Annotated in this window: 23 protein-coding genes; 14 read left to right on the forward strand and 9 right to left on the reverse strand. The window is 64.8% G+C overall.

Annotated features, from left to right (window positions below; all coding sequences use genetic code 11):
- The first annotated feature begins 224 nt into the window (after positions 1-224).
- The 11 genes from CV770_RS23350 (at position 225) to CV770_RS23400 (ending at position 13842) form a co-directional block, all read left to right on the forward strand.
- Positions 225-1331, forward strand: coding sequence for an efflux RND transporter periplasmic adaptor subunit (locus CV770_RS23350; protein ID WP_104464031.1), 1107 nt, complete (start codon positions 225-227; stop codon positions 1329-1331).
- On the forward strand, positions 1328-4393 hold the full coding sequence (locus CV770_RS23355) for an efflux RND transporter permease subunit (protein WP_104464012.1): 3066 nt from the start codon (positions 1328-1330) through the stop codon (positions 4391-4393). Before CV770_RS23350 ends, CV770_RS23355 begins: the two co-directional genes overlap by 4 nt.
- A 143-nt stretch (positions 4394-4536) precedes the next feature.
- The gene (locus CV770_RS23360; protein WP_104464013.1) at positions 4537-5970 is read left to right on the forward strand and encodes a basic amino acid/polyamine antiporter; all 1434 of its coding nucleotides are present in this window, start codon (positions 4537-4539) and stop codon (positions 5968-5970) included.
- A gap of 26 nt (positions 5971-5996) precedes the next feature.
- Positions 5997-7259, forward strand: coding sequence for an arginine deiminase (gene arcA, locus CV770_RS23365; protein ID WP_028143788.1), 1263 nt, complete (start codon positions 5997-5999; stop codon positions 7257-7259).
- Positions 7260-7395: 136 nt separating this feature from the next.
- Positions 7396-8217, forward strand: a complete 822-nt coding sequence (locus CV770_RS23370; protein WP_104464014.1) for an outer membrane beta-barrel protein — start codon at positions 7396-7398, stop codon at positions 8215-8217.
- 609 nt (positions 8218-8826) lie between these two features.
- Complete coding sequence (locus CV770_RS23375; protein ID WP_104464015.1) at positions 8827-10035, forward strand: sensor histidine kinase; 1209 nt, start codon at positions 8827-8829, stop codon at positions 10033-10035.
- A gap of 60 nt (positions 10036-10095) precedes the next feature.
- Positions 10096-10719 carry a response regulator gene (locus CV770_RS23380; RefSeq protein WP_018318087.1) on the forward strand — a complete coding sequence of 208 codons (624 nt, stop codon included), beginning with the start codon at positions 10096-10098 and terminating at the stop codon, positions 10717-10719.
- Positions 10720-10887: 168 nt separating this feature from the next.
- Positions 10888-11523, forward strand: a complete 636-nt coding sequence (locus CV770_RS23385) for a response regulator (RefSeq protein WP_028143785.1) — start codon at positions 10888-10890, stop codon at positions 11521-11523.
- Positions 11524-11653: 130 nt separating this feature from the next.
- Positions 11654-13000: a hypothetical protein gene (locus CV770_RS23390; protein WP_201759998.1), complete on the forward strand. Its 1347-nt coding sequence runs from the start codon at positions 11654-11656 to the stop codon at positions 12998-13000.
- A 12-nt stretch (positions 13001-13012) separates the two neighbouring features.
- Positions 13013-13522: a DUF2249 domain-containing protein gene (locus CV770_RS23395; protein WP_104464016.1), complete on the forward strand. Its 510-nt coding sequence runs from the start codon at positions 13013-13015 to the stop codon at positions 13520-13522.
- The gene (locus tag CV770_RS23400) at positions 13519-13842 is read left to right on the forward strand and encodes a metal-sulfur cluster assembly factor (protein WP_038949673.1); all 324 of its coding nucleotides are present in this window, start codon (positions 13519-13521) and stop codon (positions 13840-13842) included. Before CV770_RS23395 ends, CV770_RS23400 begins: the two co-directional genes overlap by 4 nt.
- 36 nt (positions 13843-13878) lie before the next feature.
- Here the strand turns inward: CV770_RS23400 and CV770_RS23405 are convergent, their stop codons facing one another.
- Both CV770_RS23405 and CV770_RS23410 read right to left on the reverse strand, forming a co-directional pair.
- A complete protein-coding gene (locus tag CV770_RS23405) occupies positions 13879-14475 on the reverse strand; it encodes a UbiX family flavin prenyltransferase (RefSeq protein WP_104464017.1) in 597 nt (198 codons plus the stop codon).
- On the reverse strand, positions 14472-16001 hold the full coding sequence (locus CV770_RS23410; RefSeq protein WP_201759999.1) for a UbiD family decarboxylase: 1530 nt from the start codon (positions 15999-16001) through the stop codon (positions 14472-14474). Before CV770_RS23410 ends, CV770_RS23405 begins: the two co-directional genes overlap by 4 nt.
- Positions 16002-16101: 100 nt before the next feature.
- Between CV770_RS23410 and ubiT the strand changes: the two genes are divergently transcribed.
- From ubiT to ubiV, 3 genes are read left to right on the forward strand one after another with little or no spacing between them, the layout of a single operon-like run.
- Positions 16102-16647 (forward strand): ubiquinone anaerobic biosynthesis accessory factor UbiT, encoded by a 546-nt coding sequence (ubiT, locus tag CV770_RS23415; protein ID WP_104464019.1) that lies wholly within the window; start codon positions 16102-16104, stop codon positions 16645-16647.
- Positions 16647-17624 carry a ubiquinone anaerobic biosynthesis protein UbiU gene (gene ubiU, locus CV770_RS23420; RefSeq protein ID WP_201760001.1) on the forward strand — a complete coding sequence of 326 codons (978 nt, stop codon included), beginning with the start codon at positions 16647-16649 and terminating at the stop codon, positions 17622-17624. The genes ubiT and ubiU overlap by 1 nt, the downstream gene beginning before the upstream one ends.
- A 27-nt stretch (positions 17625-17651) precedes the next feature.
- A complete protein-coding gene (gene ubiV / locus CV770_RS23425; protein ID WP_104464021.1) occupies positions 17652-18584 on the forward strand; it encodes a ubiquinone anaerobic biosynthesis protein UbiV in 933 nt (310 codons plus the stop codon).
- A gap of 22 nt (positions 18585-18606) precedes the next feature.
- On the opposite strand, the gene CV770_RS23430 is transcribed toward ubiV, so the two are convergent.
- From CV770_RS23430 to CV770_RS23460, 7 genes are read right to left on the reverse strand one after another with little or no spacing between them, the layout of a single operon-like run.
- Positions 18607-19233, reverse strand: a complete 627-nt coding sequence (locus CV770_RS23430; protein ID WP_104464022.1) for an FMN-dependent NADH-azoreductase — start codon at positions 19231-19233, stop codon at positions 18607-18609.
- 3 nt (positions 19234-19236) lie between these two features.
- Positions 19237-20811 carry an isochorismatase family protein gene (locus CV770_RS23435; protein WP_104464023.1) on the reverse strand — a complete coding sequence of 525 codons (1575 nt, stop codon included), beginning with the start codon at positions 20809-20811 and terminating at the stop codon, positions 19237-19239.
- A 21-nt stretch (positions 20812-20832) separates the two neighbouring features.
- The gene (locus tag CV770_RS23440; RefSeq protein WP_018318076.1) at positions 20833-21681 is read right to left on the reverse strand and encodes an N-acyl homoserine lactonase family protein; all 849 of its coding nucleotides are present in this window, start codon (positions 21679-21681) and stop codon (positions 20833-20835) included.
- Positions 21682-21712: 31 nt separating this feature from the next.
- Positions 21713-22597 (reverse strand): amidohydrolase family protein, encoded by an 885-nt coding sequence (locus tag CV770_RS23445; RefSeq protein WP_104464024.1) that lies wholly within the window; start codon positions 22595-22597, stop codon positions 21713-21715.
- On the reverse strand, positions 22594-23715 hold the full coding sequence (locus CV770_RS23450; RefSeq protein WP_104464025.1) for a vWA domain-containing protein: 1122 nt from the start codon (positions 23713-23715) through the stop codon (positions 22594-22596). The genes CV770_RS23445 and CV770_RS23450 overlap by 4 nt, the downstream gene beginning before the upstream one ends.
- Positions 23712-24593 (reverse strand): AAA family ATPase, encoded by an 882-nt coding sequence (locus CV770_RS23455; RefSeq protein ID WP_104464026.1) that lies wholly within the window; start codon positions 24591-24593, stop codon positions 23712-23714. The genes CV770_RS23450 and CV770_RS23455 overlap by 4 nt, the downstream gene beginning before the upstream one ends.
- Positions 24594-24603: 10 nt before the next feature.
- Positions 24604-25626, reverse strand: coding sequence for a xanthine dehydrogenase family protein molybdopterin-binding subunit (locus CV770_RS23460; protein ID WP_104464027.1), 1023 nt, complete (start codon positions 25624-25626; stop codon positions 24604-24606).
- Positions 25627-25721 lie beyond the last annotated feature (95 nt).

The following is a 25721-nucleotide window of genomic DNA, read 5'->3' on the forward strand; positions in this document are numbered from 1 at the left end:
TCCCTTGCCACCTGCTGCTTTGGCGAACGCGCCGCGGCGGGAGCAGGCGCAGCCTTAATGCACCGCTTGCGGCGTCCCCGGTATCGGGTGATTGCCTGACGTTGCCCTGGGAATCTTCTGACTGCTGCTGGAAGGTTCTCCGGACCACGATTGCATCGGTGATCGCTCAGTAGATTTACCGATGGAAGGGAGATGATCTATCGCCAAGATCGTCAGTGGAGCAGTTGACCGATGATCATGTCATGCCGATGCGGCCGCTGAATATCGCGCTTGTCGCAGCGGTCGCCACGCTGCTGGTAGCCGCCTGTGAAAGGGACCCGGTGGAGGACACGCCCCCGGCGCCACGTCCGGTTCGCACGACCACGGTCGAGAAGCGCGAGCAGCTGACGCCGTTCACGTTTACCGGGCGTATCGAGGCGGAGGACGAGGTCAGCATTGCATTTCGAATCGGCGGGCGGCTGCTTTCGAACAACACCCGGCTTGGTGATCGCGTCCAGGCCGGCCAGCTTCTGGCGCAACTGGAATCGCAGAACGAAGCGAACGCGCTACGCCAGGCGCAGGCGGCGCTTGCTGCTGCGCAAGGCCAGCTCACTCAGGCCCGCAATCATTTCGAGCGTCAGCAGACGCTGCTAGCGCAGGGCTGGACCACCCGCGCCAACTTCGAAGCCGCGACGCAGGCGCAGCAGACCGCCCAATCGCAGCTCGATATGGCCGAAGCCCAGTTGAGCGCCGCCCACGATCAAGTCGGCTTTACCGAGCTGCGCGCCGATGCGCCGGGCAAGGTCACCGAGACCGGCCCCGCCGCCGGCGAGGTCGTTCAGGCCGGGCAGACGATCGCGAAGATCGCTCGCCAGGACGCTCGTGATGCGGTCTTCGATGTGCCCGCCCAACTGGTGAGAGCGGCGCCTGCCAATCTGCAGGTAACGGTCGCGCTCACGGACGATCCGGCAGTGACGGCGCAGGGGCGCGTCCGGCAGGTCGCCGCCCAGGCCAACCCGGTCACGCGGACCTTTGAGGTCAAGGTGGGCCTTACCGATCCGCCGGCTGCGATGCGGCTCGGGGCGACCGTGGTCGGGCGCGCCGAGGCGAGCTCCGGCCCGATGATCGGCATTCCCGTAACCGCGCTGACCAGGATGAATCAACAGCCGGCCGTCTGGGTCTTTGATCCCTCGGCCAATACGGTCTCAGTGCGGAACGTCGACGTGCTGCGGTTCGACCAGGCGCAGGTGATCGTCGCGCAAGGGCTTGATGCCGGCGAGATCGTCGTCACTGCGGGCGTTCAGGCACTTCATCCAGGCCAGAAGGTGCGCGTGCTCGGATCGGGGCGATGAGCGGATTCAACCTTTCGGAATGGGCACTGGGGCGACGCTCGCTGGTCGTCTACCTCATGCTGATAGCGGTGGCCGCCGGCGTCCTGTCATATTTCCGGCTGGGCCGGAACGAGGATCCGGCTTTCACGATCCGGACCATGGTCGTTCATGCCGTCTGGCCGGGGGCGACGGCCGATGAGACGATGAAGCAGCTGACCGAGCGCCTCGAGCGCCAATTGCAGGAGACCCCGCATCTGGATTTCCTGCGCAGCTTCACCCGGCCAGGCCTCACGACCATCTTCGTGAACCTCAAGGGAAGCGCCAATGCGCGGGATGTCTCCGATACCTGGTACCACGTACGGAAGACGATCGGCGACATTCGCCATACGCTGCCTGCCGGTGTCGTCGGGCCGTTCTTCGACGACGATTTCGGCGACACCTTTGGCATCGTCTACGGCTTTACCAGCGATGGCTTCGCGCAACGCGAGCTGCGTGACCGGGTCGAGGCGATCCGTTCGCAGCTCCTGGCTGTACCGGATGTCGCGAAGATCGAGCTGCTGGGCGCACGGGAGGAAGTGATCTTCGTCGAGTTCTCCAAGCAGGAGCTTGCAAATCTCGGCGTCGATCGCACGGCTCTGATTGCGGCGTTGCGGGCGCAGAACATCGTGATGCCGGCGGGAACGATTCAGACCGGCACCGAGCGGATATCGCTGCGGGTGTCGGGCAGCTTCCTGTCCGAGCAGGACATCGCCGATATCAACTTCGCCGCAGGCGGTCGCATGCTGCGCCTGAGTGACCTTGCGATGGTGCGGCGGGGCTACGTCGATCCACCCCAGCCGCTGTTCCGAATCAATGGCCGTCCGGCGATCGGGCTTGCCATTGCCATGCGCGACCGCGGCGACATTCTCGCACTCGGCAGGAACGTCAAGGCGGCGATGGCGCGGATCACCGCTGATCTGCCGATCGGGATCGAGCCCAGCCTGGTGGCCGACCAGGCCGTCGTCGTGGGCAAGGCGGTCGGCGAGTTCATGACCTCGTTGTTGCAGGCGATCGCCATCATTCTGGTCGTGAGCTTCATCAGCCTCGGCGTTCGTCCGGGCCTGATCATTGCGCTGGCGATCCCGCTCACGCTTGCGATCGTGTTCCCGGTCATGACGGTCCTTCAGATCGACATGCAGCGCATATCGCTCGGCGCCCTGATCATTGCGCTTGCCCTGCTGGTCGATGATGCCATGACGACGACGGATGCCACGCTCGTTCGCCTGGCGTTGGGGGACAGCAAGGTCGAGGCCGCCAGCTACGCGTTCCGGACCCACGCGCCTGCCATGCTTGCGGGAACGCTCGTGACGATCGCGGGCTTCATTCCGGTCGGCTTTGCTGCAAGTGCCGCGAGCGAATACACGTTCTCGCTGTTCGCTGTGGTCGCGATCGCGCTATTGGCGTCCTGGTTCGTCGCGGTGATCTTCGCGCCACTGCTCGGCGTTGCCATCCTTGTCCCGCCCAAGCAGAAGGGCGCTGCGGCTCCCGGACGGGTATTCCGGCTGTATCGACGATTCCTGATATCGGCGATCCGCGCCAAGTGGGTGACCCTCGGTGGGACGGCCGCGCTGTTCGTCGCCTCCGTGCTCGCGCTGCCGCTCATTCCGCAACAATTCTTTCCGTCCTCCGATCGGCCGGAACTGCTGGTCGATCTCAGCCTGCCGCAAAATGCATCGATTTTTGCCAGCGAAACCGCGGCAAAGCGTCTGGACAAGATGCTCACGGGCGATCCCGATGTCGCGCATTGGAGCACCTATGTCGGGCGCGGTGCGATCCGGTTCTATCTGCCGCTCAGCGTCGAATTGCCGAACGACTTCTTCACGCAGGCGGTCGTCGTCGCCAGAGACATTGGGGCGCGTGAGCGGCTGCATGGCAAGCTGGAACGATTCCTCGCCGATGAGTTTCCGAACGCGATCTCGTCGGTGTCTCCACTCGGCCTCGGTCCCCCGGTCGGATGGCCACTGCAGTATCGCGTCAGCGGTCCGGACGTCGAGCGGGTGCGCGACATCGCGCTCGAGGTCGCACGGATCGTCGGGGCCGATCCGGCCGCCAAGAGCGTGAATTTCGACTGGATGGAGCCCGATCGCCAGGTGCGGATTCGCGTCAACCAGGACGAGGCCCGCCTGCTCGGACTCAGTTCGCAGACGATTTCCACCGTTCTGAACACCGTGATATCCGGCACGCCGGTCACACAGGTGCGGGACGATATCTACCTGGTCGATGTGGTGGTCCGCGCGACCGACGAACAGCGGGTCTCGCTGGCGAGCTTGCGCACGTTGCAGATGCCGATCGCGGGCGGGCGGACCGTTCCATTGAGCCAGTTTGCATCGTTCGAGTATGATCAGGAGTTTCCGCTGATCTGGCGACGAGATCGCGTGCCCACGCTCACGGTTCGGGCCGCCATTGCCGACCGTGTGCTGCCGGAGACGGTCGTCAACAGGCAGGCCGCGGCCATGGCAAAGCTGAAGACGGCGCTGCCGGCTTCATACCGCGTCGTGGTCGGTGGCACGGTGGAGGAAAGCCGGAATTCGCAGGCGTCCGTCATGGCGGTGGTGCCTGTGATGCTGTTCGTCATGTTCACGGTCCTGATGGCCCAGTTGCAGAGCTTTCCGCGATTGTTGATGGTCGTCAGCGTTGCGCCGCTCGGTCTGATCGGCGTCGTCGCAGCGCTGCTGTTGTCGGGTCGGCCGTTGGGCTTCGTCGCCATTCTCGGTGTGCTTGCGCTGCTCGGCATGATCAGCAAGAACGCGGTCATCCTGATCGGCCAGATCGAGGCGGAGCGTTCACTGGGGAAGGCGCCCTGGCAGGCCGCGGTGGATGCCAGCAGTTCCCGCTTTCGTCCAATCATGCTGACGGCCGTCTCCACCGTTCTCGGCATGATCCCGATTGCTCCAACGGTGTTCTGGGGGCCGATGGCCTTTGCGATCATGGGCGGACTGCTGGTTGCGACCGGTCTGACCCTGGTCTTCCTGCCGACACTGTATGTGGCCTGGTTTGGCGGAAAGGAGCCGGCCGACGCTTCCGGCTCTTCGTTCGCGGCCTGAGAGCGTGTGGGCAGTGAGGGTAATCCCGGACCTCGACTAGGTGATCACCTGATTGGCCATGCGTGCTCCACGGCGCATCGTCCGGGTTCCAACGAGCGTAGCGGCCGCAGCGCCGACCATCACTCGCGGTTCGAGGCCTTCACATGAGCGCGACGCCGTCGATCCAGAAGCTTTCGCTGTTTGCTCTGACGGCCATGGTGGTCGGCTCCATGGTTGGTTCCGGCATCTTCTCACTGCCGCGCACATTCGGCATCGCAACCGGTCCATTCGGCGCCATCTTGGCCTGGTGCATCGCCGGCGGTGGCATGTACACGCTGGCGCGCGTGTTTCAGTCGTTGGCGGAGCGAAAACCTGAACTCGATGCTGGTGTCTACGCCTATGCGAAAGCAGGTTTCGGCGATTATCCCGGCTTCCTGTCGGCGCTTGGCTATTGGATGGGAAGCTGCATTGGCAACGTGTCGTATTGGGTCCTGATCAAGTCGACCTTGGGCGCGTTCTTTCCTGTGTTTGGTGACGGCAATACCGTCATCGCGATCATCGTTGCCTCGATCGGGATCTGGCTTTTCCACTTCATGATCCTGCGTGGCGTGCAACAGGCCGCCGCGATCAACACCATCGTGACCATCGCCAAGATCGTGCCGATCCTGGTCTTTATCGTCATCCTGATCTTCGCCTTCAAGGCCGACCAGTTTGGCGACAATTTCTGGGGCGGCGAGGGCATGCCGGACAAGGGGCTCTTCGAGCAGATCCGCGCGACCATGCTGGTCACGGTGTTCGTGTTCCTCGGGATCGAGGGCGCCAGCGTTTATTCCCGCTATGCCAAGGAGCGATCCCATGTCGGCGCGGCGACGATCATCGGCTTTGTGATGGTGACCAGCCTGATGGTGCTCGTCACCATGCTGCCCTACGCCGTGCTGCCGCGCGCCGACATCGCCGAGATGCGACAGCCGTCCATGGCGGCGGTGCTGGAGGCCGTCGTGGGGCATTGGGGCGCGGTCTTCGTCAGCATCGGACTTCTAGTTTCGGTGCTCGGGGCTTATCTCGCCTGGAGCTTGATCTGCACCGAAGTGCTTTCGGCCGCGGGCCGCACCAGGGATATGCCGGCCCTGTTCGGCACCGAGAACGAGAACAAGGTCCCGGCTGCGGCGCTGTGGCTGACCAACATCGTCGTCCAGCTCTTCGTCATCAGCACCTACTGGTCGCGGGACGCCTTCTCGCTGATGCTCAATCTGACGAGCGTCATGAATTTGATCCCGTTTTTCCTGGTCGCTGCCTACGGGCTCCTGCTGGTCAAGCGGGGCGAGACCTATGAGAAGCGCCCGGACCAGCGTCGAAGCGGGCTGGTCTTTACCGGAATTGCGCTGATCTACACGCTCTTCCTGATCTATGCGGCCGGAATGAAATATCTGCTGCTGTCGGCCATCCTCTACGCGCCCGGCACGGCACTGTATTTATGGGCACGCCTCGAGCAGAAGGCGAGAGTCTTCACCTTTGTCGAGTGGATCATCTTCATTGTCGTTGCGATCGGCGCGGTCATCGGCATTCACGGCCTGGCCACCGGCTACATCACGATCTGAGCGGAGCAGTTCCGGAGATAGGCCTCATGACAAAGCAGACATCGGATGCAGGGATTCCCTTCGGTGTTCATTCGGAAGTCGGCCAGCTGCGCAAGGTGCTGGTCTGTTCGCCGGGGCGGGCTCATCAACGTCTGACGCCGACGAACTGCGACACCTTGCTGTTCGACGACGTCCTATGGGTCGACAATGCCAAGCGCGATCATTTCGATTTCGTGCAGAAGATGCGTGACCGCGGTATCGAAGTCGTCGAGATGCACAATCTCCTCGCCGACACGGTCGCCATTCCGGAGGCGAGGACGTGGATTCTCGACAACCAGGTGATCCCCAATCAGGTTGGCCTCGGCCTGATCGACGAGCTGCGCGGCTATCTGGAAAGCCTCAAGCCGCGCGAGCTGGCGGAGACGCTGATCGGCGGATTGTCGACCCAGGACTTTCCGGAAGCCCGCGGCGGCGAGACGCTCAGGCTCATCCGGGAAGCGGCCGGCATGACCGAGTATCTTCTGCCGCCCCTTCCCAACACCCTGTACACGCGCGATACGACCTGCTGGATCTACGGAGGGGTTACGCTGAATTCGCTGTTCTGGCCGGCGCGCCACGAAGAGCCTATCCTCGCCGCCGCCATCTATAAATTCCATCCGGATTTCGCCGGCAAGGTCAACGTCTGGTGGGGCGATCCGACACAGGATCACGGCCTTGCGACGCTTGAGGGCGGCGACGTGATGCCAATCGGAAAAGGCAACGTGCTGATCGGATTGAGCGAGCGCACCTCGCGGCAGGCCATCAGCCAGCTCGCTGCCGCCCTGTTCAAGAAGAAGGCGGCCGAGCGCGTGATCGTGGCTGCCATGCCCAAGCTTCGAGCGGCGATGCATCTGGATACGGTCTTCACATTCGCCGATCGCGATTGCGTGCTGCTTTATCCGGACATCGTCAACAATATCGCGGCATTTTCCTACCGTCCGGCCGACAGCTCCGCAGGCATCGAGCTGCGGAAGGATGAAAAGCCCTTCGTCGAGGTCGTGGCAGAGGCGCTTGGGCTGAAGAAGCTGCGCGTGGTGGAGACGGGCGGAAATGCCTATATGCGCGAGCGCACCCAGTGGGATAGCGGTGCCAATCTCGTCTGCGCATCCCCTGGCGTCGTGTTCGCCTATGACCGCAACACCTACACCAACACGCTGCTGCGCAAGGAAGGCATCGAGGTCATTACCATCGTTGGTGCGGAACTCGGACGTGGTCGCGGCGGCGGTCATTGCATGACCTGTCCGATCATCAGGGACGCGGTCGATTACTAGGCTCGCATCAGCGGCCTCTTACGAAACGATGATCGATCTGATCAACCCGTGATTTAGTCGAAGAACATTAACACGCCACAATCGTGTCACAGCCTGACGCGAATCCCGATGCACGCGACAGCCGTCGAGGGACGCCATGCGAAGGTCCAGGAGTCTTCTGCCGATCTTTGGTCTGCTCGGCGCAAGCACGGCAGGCGCAGCCGACCTTGATGTCACCGAGTTCAAGACGATCGCGGCCCCTGTACCTTACACCTCCGCACCATCCTGGAGCGTCGTGGGTTCCATCGCGCCCGCCTTCACCGACAACGCCCTGTTTAGCCGGGACAACCGCAAGTCGGACGTTTACTACGTGCCCGACGTGAGCGTCCGGCTGGACGGGAACCTCAGCAATGACCTGTCGTACCGCCTCTATGCGCGGGCGCAATATGAAGCGTTTTCGCGGGAGAAGGACGGCAATTTTGCCGTCGCGCGGATGGGCGGGCGTCTGACCCAAAACTGGGACGGCTGGCGTTTCTCCGCCATTTACGAGCATCGCTACGATTTTGACGGTATCTACCGCGACCTGGCCTTCACCTCGGACGATGTGATGGGCTCGGTTGCCCGCGACTTCCGCTTCAACAACGCGACGTTTTCGCCATTGCTGCTCCTGACCTATCGATTTTCCGACCTGGCGGAGGCGCGCCGCTGGCGCTTCGACGCCGTGCTCGGTATCGAGGTCAAGCTCGATTCCAAATGGTCGATTGTGAGCACGCCACTGTTTGAGGCTTACTGGTTCACCGACGGGCTCAATCGCGGACGACACGATCAGCTCTATTCGGCAGACGTCGGTCTGAAGTATAATTTTGCGAGCAATGTGTCGCTCACGACGACCGTGCTGTACGAGGCGCGAACGTCGAACGTGCCGCTCCGGCGATATAGGGACGTTCGCATCGGCCCTCGTCTGGACTTCGCATTTTGAGAGGTATCCGATCGATGCACGCAAGAGGCTTGTCGCTGTTGATCGGCATTGTTGTGGGCATAGCGGCGGCATCCGTTGCCGCCGCCGATCCGCGCGACGCCGTCGATCGAAGCCAGCGTCTTGATACCGATGCGCTTCGGGACGATGCTGCGACAAACCGTCTGACGCCGCCATCGCATCCCCTGCAGATTGCACCGCCCCCGACGACTCCGAAAGCAAGGACGGAACGCAGGAGGAAGTCCGGCGCAAATAGTGGCGGCAGCCGCTAGCGCCTCGCTAAGTTGGTAGGCATAGCCGCCTATCGGCGCGGGAGTTCGCTGTCTCGGAACTCCGCCGCTCGGAATCCCGCATTTTTAATCTCTGTTGCGCCAAATTCGAGCGCTTCCGCAGGGCACGAACCGCTTTGTCGCGCAGCGCAGACGCCGCGTCGCGGATTCAAGATTTTAATCCCATGGAAATGCTACCTCTTGTTGTGGGTCAATTCCAGGGTGTATAGTCGGATCGGCTCCAAGGCGCGTCCGCGAGCCGGCGAGGGGAGAAGTCCCCGAACAGGCGAGCGGACACAGGCGATGCTGTTGTCAGCGTCGCGATGTCGCCGGAGAAGAGTGAGTGCGTATCGTGAAGGTACATGTCGCCCCCGCCAGCGAGTCGCATCGAACCGGCCTCGGGAACTGGCTGCGGAGAGGTTCGGAACAATCGATCGAAGCGCTCTATTGGACGTTTTCGGCTGATCTCCTCTTCGTCGTGCGTCCGTCTCCTGAAGGGCGCTTCGTCTATGAGGCGATCAATCCGGAGTTTGGGTCCCGGCTCGGTCTCTCGCCGGAAGACGTCTACGACATGGATGTGTTCGATTGCATGAACGCGGACGACGCTAGAATCGTCTGCCAGGCGCTGGGGGCGTGCGTTGCGGAAGGAGCGGAGATCAGGATCCGGCAGCGTCTCGCGTTCGGCGGCTCGCCCCGGAACGTCGAAACGGTAGTAACTCCGGTCGTTCAATCTTCGTGTGGTGGTGCGGTTCGCTTGATCGGCAGCCACCGCACCCTGCGCAGCCGCGCGTTCGAGAGCGGTGTCGGACAGGGCAACGGGCTCGACGTGAATCTCGGCCTGGTATCGATCCAGGAAGGCATCCAGCAGCGGATAGCGTCCGATCTCCACGATTCGACCTGCCAGCACCTGATTGCCGCGAGTCTCGGTCTCATGCGGATCCGAAGCAGCATCGGCGAACCGGATTTGGCCGAGCGGCTCTGCGACGAAATCGATGCATCGATCGATGAAGCCCTCCGGGAAATCCGCGCCTTTGCCTATCTGCTGCATCCCCGGAACCTCGCCGGTGAGGGCCTGAAGGCTGCGATCGAGCGGTACGCTGAGGGGTTTGCGGCGCGCACGTCGTTGCGCGCGAGTGTCAACATCGTGCCGGATGTGGATCGGTTGCCTTACGAGACGAAACGAACGTTGCTGCGGGTCGTCCAGGAAGCGCTGACGAACGTCTTCCGTCATGCGAACGCGACCGAGGTGGCCATCGTCATCGACACCGCGGACGGCCGGTTTCACCTGACGCTCAGCGACAATGGACGTGGGCTCCCGCCGGGTTTCGGCAGGAGCGCGGTCTCTGTTGGTGTCGGAATTCCGGCGATGCAAGCGCGGCTGCACGAGATCGGAGGTACGCTCGACATCCAATCCAGTCGCGCGCCCCGGCATGCCGGCACGGTGCTGTGTGCAGTATTTCCCTATGCTCCCCCGGCGAACAGGGCCAATCGCCGCGGGGCCACGACAAATGCAAGGGCCCGCGCAGGCGCACAATCAGCGAAAAAACACTAACCGCGGGGCGGCGGGCCGGGGTCACGGCCCATCGCCGATGCGGATTCGGAGTGCTCTGCCATGAAGCGAATTCTCATCGCGGACGATCATGAGGCGGTAAGGTCGGGCTTGCGGGCGGTGCTCGAGCAACGGGTGGATTGGGAGGTGGTCGCCGAGGTGAATGACGGCGGCATGGCGGTAGCAGCCGCGATCGAAAGCCGGCCCCATGTCGCCATCGTCGACTTCTCGATGCCCCGCATGACCGGCGTCGAGGTGGCGCGGCGGATCAGAGAGTATCCGCTGCAGACTGAGGTGCTGATTTTCACGGTGCACAATTCGGGCTTGCTTGCCCAGCAAGCATTCGAGGCGGGGGCGCGTGCATTCCTGGTGAAGTCCGACGCCAACAAGCTGCTTGTCGCAGCTGTCGAAGCCTTGTTGCTGCACCGGCCATTCTGGCCCCGGAAGACCGAACTCGACCATGCGCCGCGGACCAACGGCGAGCGGCATCACGAACTCACGGCCCGCGAGCAACTGGTCGTCAAGCTGGTCGCGGAAGGATACAGCAACAAGGGCATCAGTGCGATCCTCGACCTCAGCGTCAAGACCACCGAGGCCCATCGGGCAGCAGCGATGCGCAAGCTGGAGGTGAACTCGACGGCGGGGCTGGTCCGGTACGCCGTTCGGACCGGGCTGGTCGAGGCTTGAAACGGCGATATTCGCGAGCAATACGGGCGTCGGTACCTTCGCCGGGAGATATCAGGGTTTTGTGGGATAACGATTCCAGCCACGCTCCCTATGATCGTTCGACTGTGCTGCCGGTTTGCTGCCGGTATCGGCCCGGAAGCGCAAGGGTCGGCCAACGGGAACGACGCGGTGAAACGCATCTTGATTGCGGATGATCATGAAGTTGTGCGTTCCGGGCTGCGTGCAATCATCGAAGCGCATTCCAGCTGGATCGTGAGCGGCGTGGCGACCGATGGCGAGCAGGCGGTCGCGCTGGCGCTCGAGACCAGGCCGGACATCGTGATCGTCGACTACTCCATGCCGGTCATGAACGGGTTGGAGGTCAGTCGCCGCCTCAAGGCGCTCCACCTTGGCGCGCAGGTCCTGATCCTGACGATGCACGAGAGCGAAGAGCTTCTGACCGAAGCCATTCTGGCCGGGGTGCGCGGCTTTCTGTTCAAGTCAGACGCACGCAAGCACCTCATTTCCGCCATCGAGGCCCTGCTCGACGGCAGGCCCTACTTCACCAGCATCCTGCTGGAGAGGCTGCTGCACGACTACCAGGGCAACAAGGAGAATCGGGCCGACATGCTGCTGACGTCACGCGAGCAGAGCGTGGTCCAGCTGATCGCGGAGGGGCATACCAACAGGTCGATCAGCTCCATCCTGAAACTGAGTGTGAAGACCGTCGAGACCCATCGCGCCTCGGCCATGCGCAAGCTCCGGATGTCGTCCACCGCTGAGCTCGTCCGCTATGCGATCCGCAAGAAGTTGGTCTTGCCCTGAACAGATGCTGATGTCGGCAGTCGCGAAAGGCGCCGGAGTTTGCGCCTCGACAAAGTGGTGGTGACTGCAACCGCTTACCTTTTCGGGTGCCGACACGGGGTTTCGTGTTGCGCGCGATGGGAAGCAAGCCGTGATTGGAACCAGCCTCTGTAAATGGGTCATCAGCTACTTCGCGGTCGCTATCGTATGGCTGCTGCTCGCGGAAGTGCTTGTTGTCGCCGGGTTCGGCTTTCCGAACCACGACATTGGCGGCCCGGACACGCTCGTCATCGTGCACATGGTTAGCATCGGCTGGTTGAGCACGGTCCTGTGTGGCGCGCTGTTCCAGTTCGTGCCGGTGCTGGTCGCAAGGCCGCTCTATGCTGAGCGCTGGACACTGCCGGCTCTGGCGCTGCTGACGTTTGGGCTGACCATCCTGCTCGCGGGCTTCCTGACGCTTGGCGGGCACTTCGACGGGCCGCCCCGGCTGCTTCCGGTCGGCGCGAGCCTGCTGATTGCCGGTTTCGCGTTGGTCGTTGCCAATCTCGGCATGACACTCTGGTCGGCCCGCCCGCTGCCGAGGCCTGCGCGGTTCGTCGCAGCCGGGCTTGCCTGCATCTGTGTCACGGCGGCATTCGGCGGCATATTCTCTCTGGTGCTGTCCGGAACCGCTATCGGCGCGCAATGGCCGGACCTGCTGGTGTCGGGCGTTCCGATCCACGCGATTGCCGGGCTTGGCGGATGGCTGACATTCACGGCCATGGGCGTCAGCTATCGCCTGCTGGCGATGTTCATGCTCGCGCCCGACGGCGATGCGAGGCTGGGGCGGCTTGCCTGGCTTGCCGGCATTGCGGCGCTGGCCGCCGGAGCTGTCGGCGGCGTGCTTGCACTCTGGCGCGCGACCGGGGTGATTGTGGCGCTTCTGCTGGCAGGAGCCGCGGCGCTGCTGTCGCTAATCGCCTACGGCCGCGACGTGCTCGGCCTCTACAGAGCCCGCAAGCGTCGCGCGCTCGAGCTCAACACGCGCATGAGCCTCGTTGCGCTGGCAAGCCTGGTTGCGGTCGCGATCCTCGGCGCCGCGTTTGTTGCGACCGGTTCTCTCTTGGCACATGTCGGAGCGCTCGCCTTTCTCGTCGCGTTCGGCTGGCTCACTGGCCTCGTGCTCGCCAATCTCTACAAGATCGTCCCATTCCTGACCTGGCTCGAGACCTACGGTCCGGTGATGGGCAGAGTGCCGACGCCCCGCGTGCAGGATCTCGTTGACGAGCGTCGCGCGTTGAAATGGTTCGTGCTGTTCTTTGCCGGAAGCTGGGCGGCAACCTTGATGCTCCTGGTCGACGCGGCGCTCGGTTTCCGCGTCGCCGTCGCGGTCGTGACGCTTGCGACGCTCGGCCTGGGCGAGGAGCTCATCAGGGCAAGGCGGCTTGCGGACGTGGCGGAGCCGCTGCGCCTGCCGACGGGAGCAGTCGTGCCCCATCTGTTGGTCTCGCGAAACTGAAAGGAGACTGCAATGACCCAATTCATCGACGTCGATGTCCGGCCGATCCTGCGTGCAGGCGGCGAGCCGTTCTCGATCATCATGGCCGCGCTCGAGCGGCTCGCGCCCGGGGAGGGGCTGCGGCTCTATGCCCCCTTCAAACCGGTGCCCCTGTTCGACGTCATGGCGAGCAAGGGCTTTGCGCATCGGGAGGCCGAGCTCGAAGGCGGCGAATGGGAGATCCGATTCATGCCGGACGACGGCTCGTTCGGAGCGGCTGAACCGGCGCCCGCGGCGTTGAGCGGTGGCGATTGGCCGGAGCCCGTGGTTCATCTCGACAACCGCGACCTCGATCCGCCGGAGCCGATGGTGCGGATTCTGGCTGCAATGGAGCGGCTCGCCCCCGGACAGACGCTGTGCGCCTTGCTCAGTCGTGAACCGGTGTTCCTGTTTCGGGAGCTGACCAAGCGCGGCCATCAGTGGCGCGGCGGCTTCACGCCGCAGAAGGACACATATCAACTGACAGTGAGGGTTTGCGCATGACGATCAACGACGACGATCTCGTGGCTCAGATAAGGCAGGCGCTGAAGGTCGTGATCGATCCGGAGCTCGGGCACAACATCGTCGATCTCGGCTTCGTCTATGATGTGTCGATCGACGACGGCGCGGCGCACATCACCATGACGGCGACGACACCAGGTTGTCCCGCCGCGTCCTTTCTCAAGGAGGGCGTCGCCAACAGCGCGTGCCTGGTCCCTGGCGTGGAATCGGTCGACGTCACCATGACGTTCGAGCCGCCCTGGCAGCCCTGGATGATCTCGCCGGGCGTCAAGGCGTCGCTCGGTTTTGCCGAGGTGAACTGATCCGGCGCGGCGGCTTTGCCCGGAGCCGTCCGCTGTCTACACGCCGTCGGCGCCCGGGCCGGACCAGATCCTTGCCGGTATTCGAAGCTTTGCAAGGTCGAGCAGGTTGATCGCCCGGGCGGCGATCTGGTCGATCACCTCATCCAGCGACTGTGGTTTCAGATAGAAGGCCGGCATCGGCGGCGCGATGATCGCGCCGATCTCGGTCGCCTGCAGCATCGCGCGCAAATGGCCGAGATGCAGCGGGCTCTCGCGGACCAGCAACACCAGCCGGCGCCGTTCCTTGAGCTGCACGTCGGCCGCACGCGTCAGAAGGTCGTCGAGCTGCCCCCAGGCGATGGCCGAGAGCGTGCGGATCGAGCACGGCGCCACAATCATGCCCGCGATCGGATACGAGCCGCTGGCGATCGCGGCGCCGATGTCCGAATGAAGATGGTGGCGGAAGGCGAGGGCGCGCAGCCGCGCCAGCGCATCGCTCCCGACTTCTTCGCTCAGCGTATGCTCTGCCGAGGGCGAAACCACGAGATGAACTGCGTAGTTTGGATCATCGGCCAGCAGCTCGACGATGCGCATGCCGATTGCGGCGCCTGAGGCGCCGCTGATGCCGACGATGATGCCTTGCCGCCCGCTCATGTGAGGGTCGGAGCATGTGCGGGCGCGCCGGACAGGCCGAGGTGCGCCCACATCGCATCGACACGCGTGACCACGGCGGGATCCATGGCCAGCGGAACGCCCCAGTCCCGATCCGTCTCGGGGGGAATCTTGGTGGTGGCGTCGATGCCGAGCTTGCCGCCGAGCCCGGATTTCGGCGAGGCGAAGTCGAGATAATCGATCGGCGTGTCGGTGAGCGTTACGAGATCGCGCGAGGAATCGCTGCGCGTCGAGACCGCCCACATCACGGCGCGCCAGTCGCGGATGTCGATGTCGTCGTCGACCACGATCAGGAGCTTCGTGTAGCTGAACTGCGGCAGCATCGACCACAGGCCCAGCATCAGCCGCCGCGCCTGGCCGGGATAGCGTTTCTTGATCGCCGCAATCGCGATGCGGTAGGAGCAGGCCTCCGGCGGCAGCCAGCAGTCGGTCACCTCGGGGAATTGCTGACGGATCAGCGGCACGAACAGCTGGTTGAGCGCCTCGCCGATCCGCGACGGCTCGTCCGGCGGCCGGCCCGTGAAGGTCGAGAGGTAGACGGGCTGACGTCGGCTGGTGATCGCCGTCACGCGCATCACGGGGAACTGTTCGACGGAATTATAGTACCCGGTGTGATCGCCATAGGGCCCCTCGGGCGCGGTTTCGGTCGCGGAAACAAAACCCTCGATGACGATTTCGGCCCCGGCCGGGATCGCGAGCGGGACCGTGAGGCATGGCGCGAGGTCGGGCCGTTCGCTGCGCAGGATGCCGGAGAAGCGCAGCTCGGACAGCGTCTCGGGCAGCGGCAGCACTGCGGCAAGGATCGTGGCGGGATCGGCGCCGATGACGATCGCGACCGGCATGTCGCGCCCGAGCGCCTTCCATTGCTGGTGATGCCGGGCACCGCCGCGATGCGCGAGCCAGCGGATGATGGCGCGGTCGCGGCCGAGCACCTGCATGCGGTAGACGCCGACATTCTCCTCCTGGTCGGCCGTCGCGGATTCCGTCGGCACGGTGATCACGAGTGGCCAGGTGATCAGCGGCGCCGGCTCGCCGGGCCAGCAGATCTGGACCGGCAATCTCGCAAGATCGATGTCGGGCCCCATCGCGACGCAGTCCTGGACCGGCGCCGCCGCCCGTGTGCGTGGGCGCGTCGCCAGCGCGGCGCGGGCGAGCGGGATCTTGTCGAGGGCATCCCTGATGCCGTGCGGCGGTCGCGGCGCGCGGAGCTCGGCCATCAGCGCGCCGAGCTCTCCGAGACGGTCGGGCGTGATGCCCATTCCCCACGCGATCCGCTCGACCGTTCCAAACAAATTGGCGAGGAGCGGCATCTCCGACGGGCTGCCGTCGGCCTTGACGGGCTGCTCGAACAATAATGCCGGTCCATGCGCGCCGAGCACACGCCGATGGATCTCGGTGATCTCATGGACGACGGAGACCTTCTCGCGAATGCGTCGCAACTGTCCCCGGCCTTCGATGAAGCGCAGGAAGTCGGACAAGTCGCGAAAGCGCGGCACATCACGTTGCAACTGGACAAGCTCCCAAAAAATCAGAGCTAGCCGGGTTGTTTTCGGTCTTCATTGTTCCCGGTCAAATACAGCGGCGTGCAATCCGTCCAGATGTGTGGCCATGAATGATCCGTCCGCCGCATCGCCCGGCCCGTTGCCGACGATTCCGCCCCTTGTCGCATTGGCCATGCGTCCCCTGCCTCTGCTGCCGCTGCAGCTCGTTCTCGCCGGCTTCCTGCAGCGGATCCATCGGCGCAACCCCGCAATATTCGACCGGCTCGGTGATCACGCGCGCGCGCGGTTCGGTATCAAGCCGATCGATCTGCCGTTCGCCTTCGTGGTCGAAGCCAGGCCGCCGCGCCTGTCGGCGGTGCGCGACTTGCCGCGAGGCCTGGATGCGCGGATCTCGGCTTCGCTCGCCAATCTGCTGGCGCTGCTCGAAGGCAGGGTCGATGGCGATGCCCTGATGTTCTCGCGTGAGCTCGTGGTCGAGGGCGATGTCGAGGCGGTGCTGGCGCTGCGCAATGCGATCGACGATGCCCAGCTCGATCTGGCCGAAGAGCTGTCCTCGCTGTTCGGCCGGCTGGGCGCACCGGCGAGGCGCGCCTTCGAGGCCGCCCGTGGCCGCGTGATCGCCTCATCCGGCCATGGCGGGCAATCGAGATGATGGAGCTGATCTGTCCTGCCGGTACGCCGGCAGCGCTGAAGAGCGCGATCGATGCCGGCGCCGATGCAATCTATTGCGGCTTCAACGACGAGACCAATGCGCGCAATTTTCCGGGGCTGAATTTCAGTCGCGACGAAATGCGCAAGAGCATCGCACTGGCGCATGGCCGCGGCGCAAGGGTCCTGGTGGCCATCAACACCTTCCCGCGTGCCTCTGCCGTCGATATCTGGCATCGCGCGGTAGACGATGCGGCGAGCGCGGGGGCCGATGCGCTGATCCTCGCCGATATCGGATTGATGGATTACACGGCGAAGCGCCATCCCAACCAGCGCTTGCACGTCTCGGTGCAGGCTGCGGCCGCCAATCCCGATGCCATCGCCTTTTACGCTGAGACCTTCGGAGCGCGCCGCGTCGTGCTGCCGCGTGTCCTGAGCGTGCCTGAAATCGCCGAGATCACCCGGGAGTCGGCCTGCGAGACCGAGGTCTTCGTGTTCGGCGGCCTCTGCGTGATGGCCGAAGGGCGCTGCTTGCTGTCGTCCTATGCGACCGGCAAGTCGCCGAACATGCAGGGCGTCTGCTCGCCGCCGAGCCATGTGACTTACGAACAGACTGTGGATGGGACGAAGTCCAGTCTCGGCGGCTTCACCATCAACCGGTTCGCCGTGAGCGAGCCCGCCGGCTATCCGACGCTGTGCAAGGGGCGCTTCTCGACCTCCCAGGGCGCCGGCTATATTTTCGAGGACCCCGTCAGCCTGGACGCCACGGCGCTGCTTAAAGGCATGCGCGATGCCGGCGTGACCGCGCTCAAGATCGAGGGCCGCCAGCGCGGCCGTGCCTATGTCGAGAGCGTGGTGCGCCATTTCCGTCATGCGCTCGCCGCGCTCGAGAGCGGCAGTGAGGCGGACATCGAAAGCCTGAAGCCGTTCACCGAAGGGCAGGCCTCCACGCTCGGCGCCTATCGCAAGACCTGGCGCTAATCTTGTTGACTATGTGAGGTCCGGAAGATGCAACTCAGCCTCGGTCCAGTTCTGTACAATTGGGCGCCGGAACGCTGGCGCGACTTCTATTTCCGGATCGCCGACGAAGCACCGGTTGACGTCGTGTCCGTCGGCGAGATCGTCTGCTCGAAGCGCTCGCCGTTTTTGGCAGACCACATCCCGGCCGTGGTCGAGCGGCTGCAGAACGCAGGCAAGCAGGTGCTGCTGGGCTCGCTGATCCTGGTCTCGCTGCGGCGCGAGCGCCGTCAGACCGATGAGCTCGCGGCGGCAGAAGGCGTGCTGGTCGAGGTCAATGACCTGACCTGTCTCAGGGCGCTCGCAGGCCGGCCGCACGCCATCGGTCCCTTCGTCAACATCTACAACGAAGCGAGCGCGGCCTTTCACGCCGCGCGCGGGGCGAGGCGCATCTGCCTGCCGCCGGAATTGCCGCTGGCCTCGGTGGCGACGATCGCGAAGGCTGTTCCCGACATTACGACCGAGGTGTTTGCGTTCGGCAGGGTGCCGCTGGCCATCTCCGCGCGTTGCTATCATGCGCGCCTTCACAAGCTCACCAAGGACAATTGCCGCTTCGTCTGTGAAAAGGACCCGGATGGACTCCTCTTGAACACGCTGGAGCAGCAGGACTTCCTGACCATCAACGGCGTGCAGACGCTCTCGCACACCTGCACCAATCTGCTGGGCGAGGCCGGCATCTTGCGCGAGAGCAACGTCGGATCACTGCGCCTGTCGCCGCAGGATTGCGACATGGTCGTCGTCGCCAAGGCCTTTCGCGACGTGCTGGACGGTCGTGACGATGCCGATGGCGGCAACCGCCGGCTTGCTGCGGCCTATCCTGGTGTGCCCTTCTCGAATGGCTTCCTGTGGACGGAGCCAGGGCACGTCTATCGTCAGGCGCGGTCAGGGGATGCGCAAGGCTCAGCGCAAATCGGGACTCTCTAAACGGGTTCGGCGTCGCGGGTGCTCAGAAATTCGCGGCCATTGCGGCCAGACGTCGATGCGCCCTTTCCCGCGCAGCCTCGATCGGCTGTTGCGGCCCCGTGGTTGGCCCGATCGGCACGAAACGGACATTGTCGATACCGATGAAGCGCAGGATGTCTCGCAGGTAGGGCGTTGCCATGTCGATGCGGCCGCGGTTCATGCCGGTGGCAAAGTCGCTGCCGCTGGCGAGAATCACCAGCGTCGGCCGATCCTTGAGCAGCGGGAGATAACCCTGTGACGGGTCGAACCGGAACGTCAGTCCGGGCTGCACGATGATGTCGAGCCACTGCTTGAGCTTGTAGGGAATGCTGAAGTTCCACATCGGCGTCGAGATCAGCACGCGATCGGCCAACGAAAACCGCAGCGCCATGCGTTCGGCCTCGGCAAAGCTGTCGCGTTGCGTGTCGTTGAAGGCTTGCCCGTTCATCCGTGCATATTTGGCCTCGGCGATGGGTCCTGAGAATTCCGGCATCCGCTCCCGCCAGAGGTCCACGACATCGAGGTCCCAGTCCGGCCGGGCCTGACGAAAGCTGTCAAGAAAGACGCGCGCGCCGGCGCTCGACTCGGAGTCAGGGCGCGGCGAGCAGGAGAGGTGCAAAATCTTTGCCACCGCTCATCCCAGCGCTTTGATAACGGCATCTGCCCTCGTGACGATCGCGACGTTCTGCATGGCGAAATTGATCGACGCATTGTGCCAGTCGGCATTCATGGTCGAGCAGCAATCTTCGGGGACGATCATGAAGTAGCCCTTGTCTGCCCCGGTGCGGGCGGTGTGCTCGACCGACATGTTGGTCCAGGCGCCGGTGTTGATGATCATGTCGCGCCCGGTCGCCTTGAGGATTGTCTCCAGCCGCGTGCCCTCCCACGCGCTCATCCGCATCTTCTCGACGACGAAATCGCCGGGCCGGGGCTCGAGGCCGGAGACAGGTGCCGCTCCCCAGCTTCCGCGCACCATCGCCTTGCTGTCGACGAGACCTTCGAACAGCGGTGCGTTCAGCGTAACACCGGGTGCGCCCGGCTCGACGACGAACCAGACGTGGATGATGGCGACGCCGCGGGCCCGCGCGGTCTCCGCCAGGCGGCGGACATTCTCGACGACATGCTGCTGCTTCGCATGCCCGGGAGCGCCTGACTCGGCGAAAGCGCCGCCGTCCATGATGACGTCGTTCTGGAGGTCCTGGATGATCATGGCACAGCGCTGCGGATCAAGCCGCATGTCACCGTCAGCGAGGACAGGCGCCGCCGGCGAGGCGCTTGCCGCCTGGCCGCCGCCGCTTCGCCGGCCGATCATGTAAGGCTCATGCCGCGGGCCGACCTTGGTCGGGATAGCGTAGACCGAATGCGTCGAGGTCAGATACAGCGTGCGGAAATCCGGCCCGCCCCAGGCGAGGTTGGCGACCATCTCGGGCACGCGGACCTTGCCGAGCAACTCGCCGCGCGGCGAATAGACCCAGACGCCGCCGGGCGCGGTGACCCAGACATTGCCGTGCTGATCGCACTTCATGCCGTCGGGCAGGCCGGCTTCGAGCTCGGAGCGGATGCCGCTTGCGAACACCCGCGCATTCGACAGCGAGCCGTCGGCGTTGACGTCGAAGACGCGGATCAGCGCCTGCACGGTGTCGTTGACATAGAGCAGCTTCTCGTCCGGCGAGAAGCACAGGCCGTTCGGCTGGTCGAACAGATTGCGCTCGACCACGAGCTTCGGCTCACCGCCGGGCACGAGGCGATAGACGCCCTGGAAGCCGAGCTGACGCGGGCGCTCCACGCCATAGACCGGCATGCGGCCGTACCAGGGGTCCGAGAAATAGATCGCGCCGGAGGAGTGCACGCAGACGTCGTTCGGGCTGTTCAGCTCCTGGCCCTGGAAGTGCGAAGCGAGCACCTCGCGCCGCCCGTCCGGCCGTTCGCGGATCAGCGACGAGGTCGCGTGCTCGCAGACGATCAGATTGAGCTCAGCATCATAGGTCATGCCGTTGCACTTGTTCGAGGGACGCTTGACCTCGGCCACGCCGCGCCGCGCATCCCAGCGCCGGCGCACGTCACCCGGCATGTCCGAGAACAGCAGATAGTGATCGACCGGATGCCAGATCGGCCCCTCCGTGAAGTCAAAGCCGGTGCCGACCTGCGCGACCGGCGCATAGGGGTCGATCAAAGTTTCGAATTCGCTTCGCAAGGTGACGTGCGTCATCGGTCGATCCCCAAGATCATCTCAAGCCGGGAACCAGTTGCGTGCGGGCAAGGACTGCACGATCGGGCCGGGGACCTGATCGTGCAGTCGCCCGACGACGTTGCCGCCTTCGATCTTGGCGGGGCGGTCGTGCACCGGCAGCAAATAGCGCGAATTGCTCAGGAGCTTCTTGATCGAGGCCTTCTCGGCGCGCTTGCTGGTGCCGTGGTTGCCCGTCGTGCGCGGCTCCCAATCATGGATCTCGTTGAAGGGCGTCACGATCTGGTCGTTGAAATCGTAGATCACGTCGCCGCAGATGGTCGCAATCCCATCGGCCGTCTCGACGATGACGTTCATCGAGCCCTCCGTATGCGCATTGGCCGCGTCGCAATAGACGCCGGGCATCAGCTCGATCGGGCCGGTAATCTCGAGATCGAGGAAGCGCAGCGCGCTCTTGGTGTGCAGGCGGTCGATCAGGTGCTTGATGTCGGGCGCCGGATATTGCGGATGCATCAGTCCGGAGACGGAATATTCGAGCTCCTTGCGGTTGAGCACAACGGTCGTGTTCATCGGGAACAGATCGTCCTTGCCGGCATGGTCGATGTGCAGATGGGTGTGGCAGACGAAGCGGACGTCGCCCATGCGCACGCCGTGGCGCGCGAGCTGGTTCTCGATCATGTTCTCGTGGTACTGCAGCCCGCGCATGCCCAGCGTCTCCATGATCTGGTTGGAGCGGTAGCCGGTGTCGACCACGACCGGATATTTCCCCCCGAGAATCAGGAAACCGAGGGTGAGGACGCGGCGGGTGCGGCCGCAGTCGCGGCCGAGAACCAGAAAGCTCGATTCCAGTTCGATATCGCCATAGTCCAGGATCTTGATCTCCAGCGCCATTCGTTGCCCTCCCTCATCTGTTTCTTGTCTGTCAAAGCCGGTAGACGCGCGTCGCCGTCGTCTTGAAGATAGCGTCCTGCTGCTCCGCGCTGAACGGCGCGGCGGCGGTGCGAAAGGCGCCGACGAGCTCGCGATAGCTGGTCCACAATTTCTCGATGGGGAAATTGGAGCCGAACAGGCAGCGCTCGGCGCCGAAGATCGCGACGGTGTCGGTGAGCACGGCGGCGATGTGCGCGGGATCGTTGCGATGGATGAAGGTGCCAAGCCCGGAGAGCTTTGAGACCACGTTCGGACAGGCCGCGAGCCGGGCCATGCCGCCGCGCCAGGCGGCGCGGCCGGCGGGCGAGAGATCCTCCAGCATGCCGGCATGCTGGAGGATGAAGGTCACGTCGGGGCAGGATTCGGCCAGCACTACGGCGTTTGGCATTTGCGGGGTGAACACCTGCAAATCGAAGCTCCAGCCATAGTCGGTGAGGCGCGCGACGTTGCGGCTGATCATCGGATCGGCGCAGAGATCCGGGCAGGCGGCAAAGCGATAGAGCGGGTTCTCGTGCCAGTGCAGCTGCATGCGCACGCCGCGCACCAGCTTGTAGCGCTTCAGGCGGTCGAGCTGCGGGCGCACGTCGTCGACGGCAAAATTGGCATAGGCGACGATCGCGTGCGGCCAGCCGTGTTCGTCAGCAGTCTGCTGCACCCACGCGGCCTCGTTCTCGAAGCGGTCGTTGGCCCAGTTGGTTTGCACATAGACCGAACGCGTGACGCCGGTACCCTTGAGGTCGTCGAGATATTCCTGGATCGGGTAGTCGCGCCGGATCGGCTCGTAAGGTCCGAAGATGCGCGGCTGCATAGGGCCGATCAGCCAGGGCAGGTCGGCCTGCCGCCAGATGTGATGATGGCCGTCGACAATATCGCTCACGCCGCTCTCCTTCGTCCCAACGCCAGAATATGCGCGATGATCGACGCGCTCGAACCGCCATCCACGAGGTCGTCGACGAAGCGCTCGATGGCGACGAGCGCCTCGGTCTGCGGGCGGAAGCCGGGGCTTGTCGCCAGCGGCGTCAGCCAGCTCAAGCGCCAGGCCCGCCGCGACAATTTCGCGACGGCGTCGCGAAGTGCATCGGTCTCGCCGCGCTCGAGTCCGTCGGAGACGATGACTACGGCGGCGCCGCGGGCATAGCCGCCGAAGCGGGGCACGGCGAGGAAGGCCTGGAGCGCGTCGCCGATGCGGGTGCCGCCGTCCCAGTCGCTGACCAGGTGCGCGGCGGCGTTCATGGCCTGCTCGCGGTGCTTCAGCCGCAGCGGGCGAGTGACGCGGGTCAGCCGTGTGCCGAAGGTGAAGACCTCGACGCCGGGCGCGGCCTGCACCAGCGCATGCGCGAGCTTCATGTTCTCCTCGGTGCGGTTCTTCATCGAGCCGGAGACGTCGATCAGCAGTAGCATCTTGCGCGGACGCTGGCGCCGCTTCATGTGACCGAGCCGCAGGATCTCGCCGTCGCTGCGGACGCTGTCGCGCAAGGTGCGGCGGAGATCGGCAAACGGCCCGCGGCGGGTGCGCATGCGGCGATGGCCGCGTCGTCGCGGCAGGCGCCGCGGTGCCTCCCGCGTCAGGCGGCGCAATGCGTCCGTACTCGAAGCCGCCCCAAAGCGGCGCTCGACCAACGCCTCGCTTCGGGTCGCGGTGAGGCCGGACTCATTGGCCTCGTCGGAGAGCAGGGGCTCTTCGTCGCCGCGGCCCTCCTCCTGGAGGCGGACTGTCTCGTCGTCCTCGCCCTCGTCGTCTCGCGCGATGGCTTCGCTGCCGCGGAAGTGGAGATCGAACAGCCGGTCGAAGGTCGCGCGCCGTTCGGGCGGCGGAGCCAGCGTCGCGAGGGCGGCTTGCCTGACATGCTCGATGTCGCGCGGGCCGAGCAGCGCGATCGCGGCGAGGAACGTGGTGGTTTGCTCGGGCGCCACGGCAAAGCCGTTCGCGCGCAGCAGCGGGACGAAGGCGACGAAGATGCGCGCGGCGCGCGGGAGCTGCGGTTCGGCGCTCATGCGGTCGCCTCCGCGAGCATGGCGTCGAGCCGCGGCGAGATGAAATGCAGATCCTCTTCGTCCTTCAGCGCCACGCCGATCGAGCGCTTGAACGCATCCGGCCAGCGGGCGCCGCCCTTGTGCAGCAGGGTCGCGGCCTCGGCCCAGTCGACGGCCTCGGCAATGCCGGGCGCTTTGCTCAGCGGCTCGCGCCGCAACTTCTCCACGGCCGCGACGACGGCGCGGGCGGTGGCCTCGGCGACGCTGGAGGCGCGCATCATGATGATCCGCGCCTCGCGCTCCGCGGTCGGATAGTCGATCCAGTGATAGACGCAGCGGCGGCGCAAGGCTTCGTGCAAATCGCGCGTCCGGTTCGACGTCAGCACGACCACGGGGCGCTCCGCCGCGCGAACCGTGCCGCGCTCGGGAATCGAGATCTGGAAGTCGGAGAGGAATTCGAGCAGGAACGCCTCGAACTCCTGGTCGGCGCGGTCGATTTCGTCGATCAGGAGCACGGTGGAATCGGACGCGCGGAGCGCGGCGAGCATCGGCCGCTCGATCAGGAAGGTCTCGCCATAGATGTCGATGCTCTCGTCGCCGGCCTGGCGGATCGCCAGCATCTGGCGCGGGTAGTTCCACTCATAGAGCGCGGCAGAAGCGTCGATGCCCTCGTAGCATTGCAGGCGGATCAGGCGCCGGCCGAGCACGGCGGCGATCGCCTTGGCGGCTTCCGTCTTGCCGACGCCGGGCGCGCCTTCCAGCAGCAGCGGCTTGCCGAGCGCGAGGCCGAGATAGGCCGCGGTCGCAAGGCCTTCGTCGGCGAGGTAATAGGCTGCCCGAAGCGCTCTCTCCAGCGCCTCGGGGCTGTCGATGCCGACGATGTTGCTGCGAACCGCCACGACCGATCCTCTAGCGCCGCGCCTGCGGCCGCGCGCCGCCCTGGGCCTTGATCGCGCGCAGCACCTTTTCGGGCGTGATCGGCAGGTCGTCGATGCGCACGCCGACGGCGTTGAAGATCGCGTTCGCAACGGCCGGCAGCACCGGATTGGCGCACATCTCGCCGGGGCCTTTGGCCCCGAACGGACCATCGGGAGCGGGGCGTTCAAGCACCGCGATATCGTGCGGGCAGATGTCGCCGGGGCCGGGCATCAGATATTCGACGAAGTCGCGCGGGCCGTGAACGGGCTCGGGATAATAGGGCTCCGGCGTCTCGTAGAGCGCGTGGCTGACGCCCATCCAGGCGCCGCCGACCAGCTGCTGCTCGACCAGACGCGGGTTCAGCGCGCGGCCGAGCTCATAGGCGGAATCCATGCGGACCATCGCGACATCGCCGGTCTCGTCGTCGACCTCGACCTCGGCGACGAGGCAGGCATGGGCGTAACAGGTCGCCGGCGACATCTCGCCGGTTTCAGGGTCGACGTTCGACAGCGGCACCAGAAAGATGCCGCGGCCCGAAATGGTCTTGCCCTGCTTGAACTGCGCGGCAATCGCGACATCCTTGGTCGAGATCGAGCGATGCGGCGCGCCCTTGACGTGGATATTGCCGCGGCCGTCGGTTTCGAGATCGGCGGCATTGACCTCGAGCTCCTCGGCCGCCGCCTCCATCATCACGCCGCGGGCCTCTCGCGCTGCAGCCATCACGGCGTTCCCGACCCGGTGGGTGCCGCGCGAGGCGAACGAGCCCATGCAGTGCGGGCCGGTGTCGGAATCGGCCGTGTCGACATAGACGTCCTCGACCGGCACGCCCAGCGTCTCGGCGCAGATCTGCCGCGTCACCGACTTCATCCCCTGGCCGAGGTCGATCGACGACAGCGCCACCGTGAATTTGCCGCTGGGATTGGAGTGAACCAGGGCCTGGCTCGGGTCGCCGCCAAGGTTCATGCCGATGGGATAGTTGATCGACGCCATGCCGCGTCCGCGATGCCTGGTCATGTCAGCGTCTCCTGGTGCCAAACACGGACGAGAACCGGGTCGCGCCGTGGGATGGTGCGGACGGGCGCGGCGGGGGAGGCGGCGGCCGTCCGCAA

Source organism: Bradyrhizobium sp. AC87j1, from assembly GCF_002936975.1.
Lineage (GTDB): Bacteria > Pseudomonadota > Alphaproteobacteria > Rhizobiales > Xanthobacteraceae > Bradyrhizobium > Bradyrhizobium shewense.

Bases quoted from the DNA above. Each gene is read 5' to 3' on its own strand.
- ubiV (WP_104464021.1), top strand. From the start codon at position 17,652: ATGCAACTCAGCCTCGGTCCAGTTCTGTACAATTGGGCGCCGGAACGC.
- ubiT (WP_104464019.1), top strand. From the start codon at position 16,102: ATGAATGATCCGTCCGCCGCATCGCCCGGCCCGTTGCCGACGATTCCG.
- CV770_RS23360 (WP_104464013.1), top strand. From the start codon at position 4,537: ATGAGCGCGACGCCGTCGATCCAGAAGCTTTCGCTGTTTGCTCTGACG.
- CV770_RS23380 (WP_018318087.1), top strand. From the start codon at position 10,096: ATGAAGCGAATTCTCATCGCGGACGATCATGAGGCGGTAAGGTCGGGC.
- CV770_RS23435 (WP_104464023.1), bottom strand. From the start codon at position 20,811: ATGACGCACGTCACCTTGCGAAGCGAATTCGAAACTTTGATCGACCCC.
- ubiU (WP_201760001.1), top strand. From the start codon at position 16,647: ATGGAGCTGATCTGTCCTGCCGGTACGCCGGCAGCGCTGAAGAGCGCG.
- CV770_RS23405 (WP_104464017.1), bottom strand. From the start codon at position 14,475: ATGAGCGGGCGGCAAGGCATCATCGTCGGCATCAGCGGCGCCTCAGGC.
- arcA (WP_028143788.1), top strand. From the start codon at position 5,997: ATGACAAAGCAGACATCGGATGCAGGGATTCCCTTCGGTGTTCATTCG.
- CV770_RS23370 (WP_104464014.1), top strand. From the start codon at position 7,396: ATGCGAAGGTCCAGGAGTCTTCTGCCGATCTTTGGTCTGCTCGGCGCA.
- CV770_RS23450 (WP_104464025.1), bottom strand. From the start codon at position 23,715: ATGAGCGCCGAACCGCAGCTCCCGCGCGCCGCGCGCATCTTCGTCGCC.
- CV770_RS23460 (WP_104464027.1), bottom strand. From the start codon at position 25,626: ATGACCAGGCATCGCGGACGCGGCATGGCGTCGATCAACTATCCCATC.
- CV770_RS23395 (WP_104464016.1), top strand. From the start codon at position 13,013: ATGACCCAATTCATCGACGTCGATGTCCGGCCGATCCTGCGTGCAGGC.
- CV770_RS23355 (WP_104464012.1), top strand. From the start codon at position 1,328: ATGAGCGGATTCAACCTTTCGGAATGGGCACTGGGGCGACGCTCGCTG.
- CV770_RS23440 (WP_018318076.1), bottom strand. From the start codon at position 21,681: ATGGCGCTGGAGATCAAGATCCTGGACTATGGCGATATCGAACTGGAA.
- CV770_RS23400 (WP_038949673.1), top strand. From the start codon at position 13,519: ATGACGATCAACGACGACGATCTCGTGGCTCAGATAAGGCAGGCGCTG.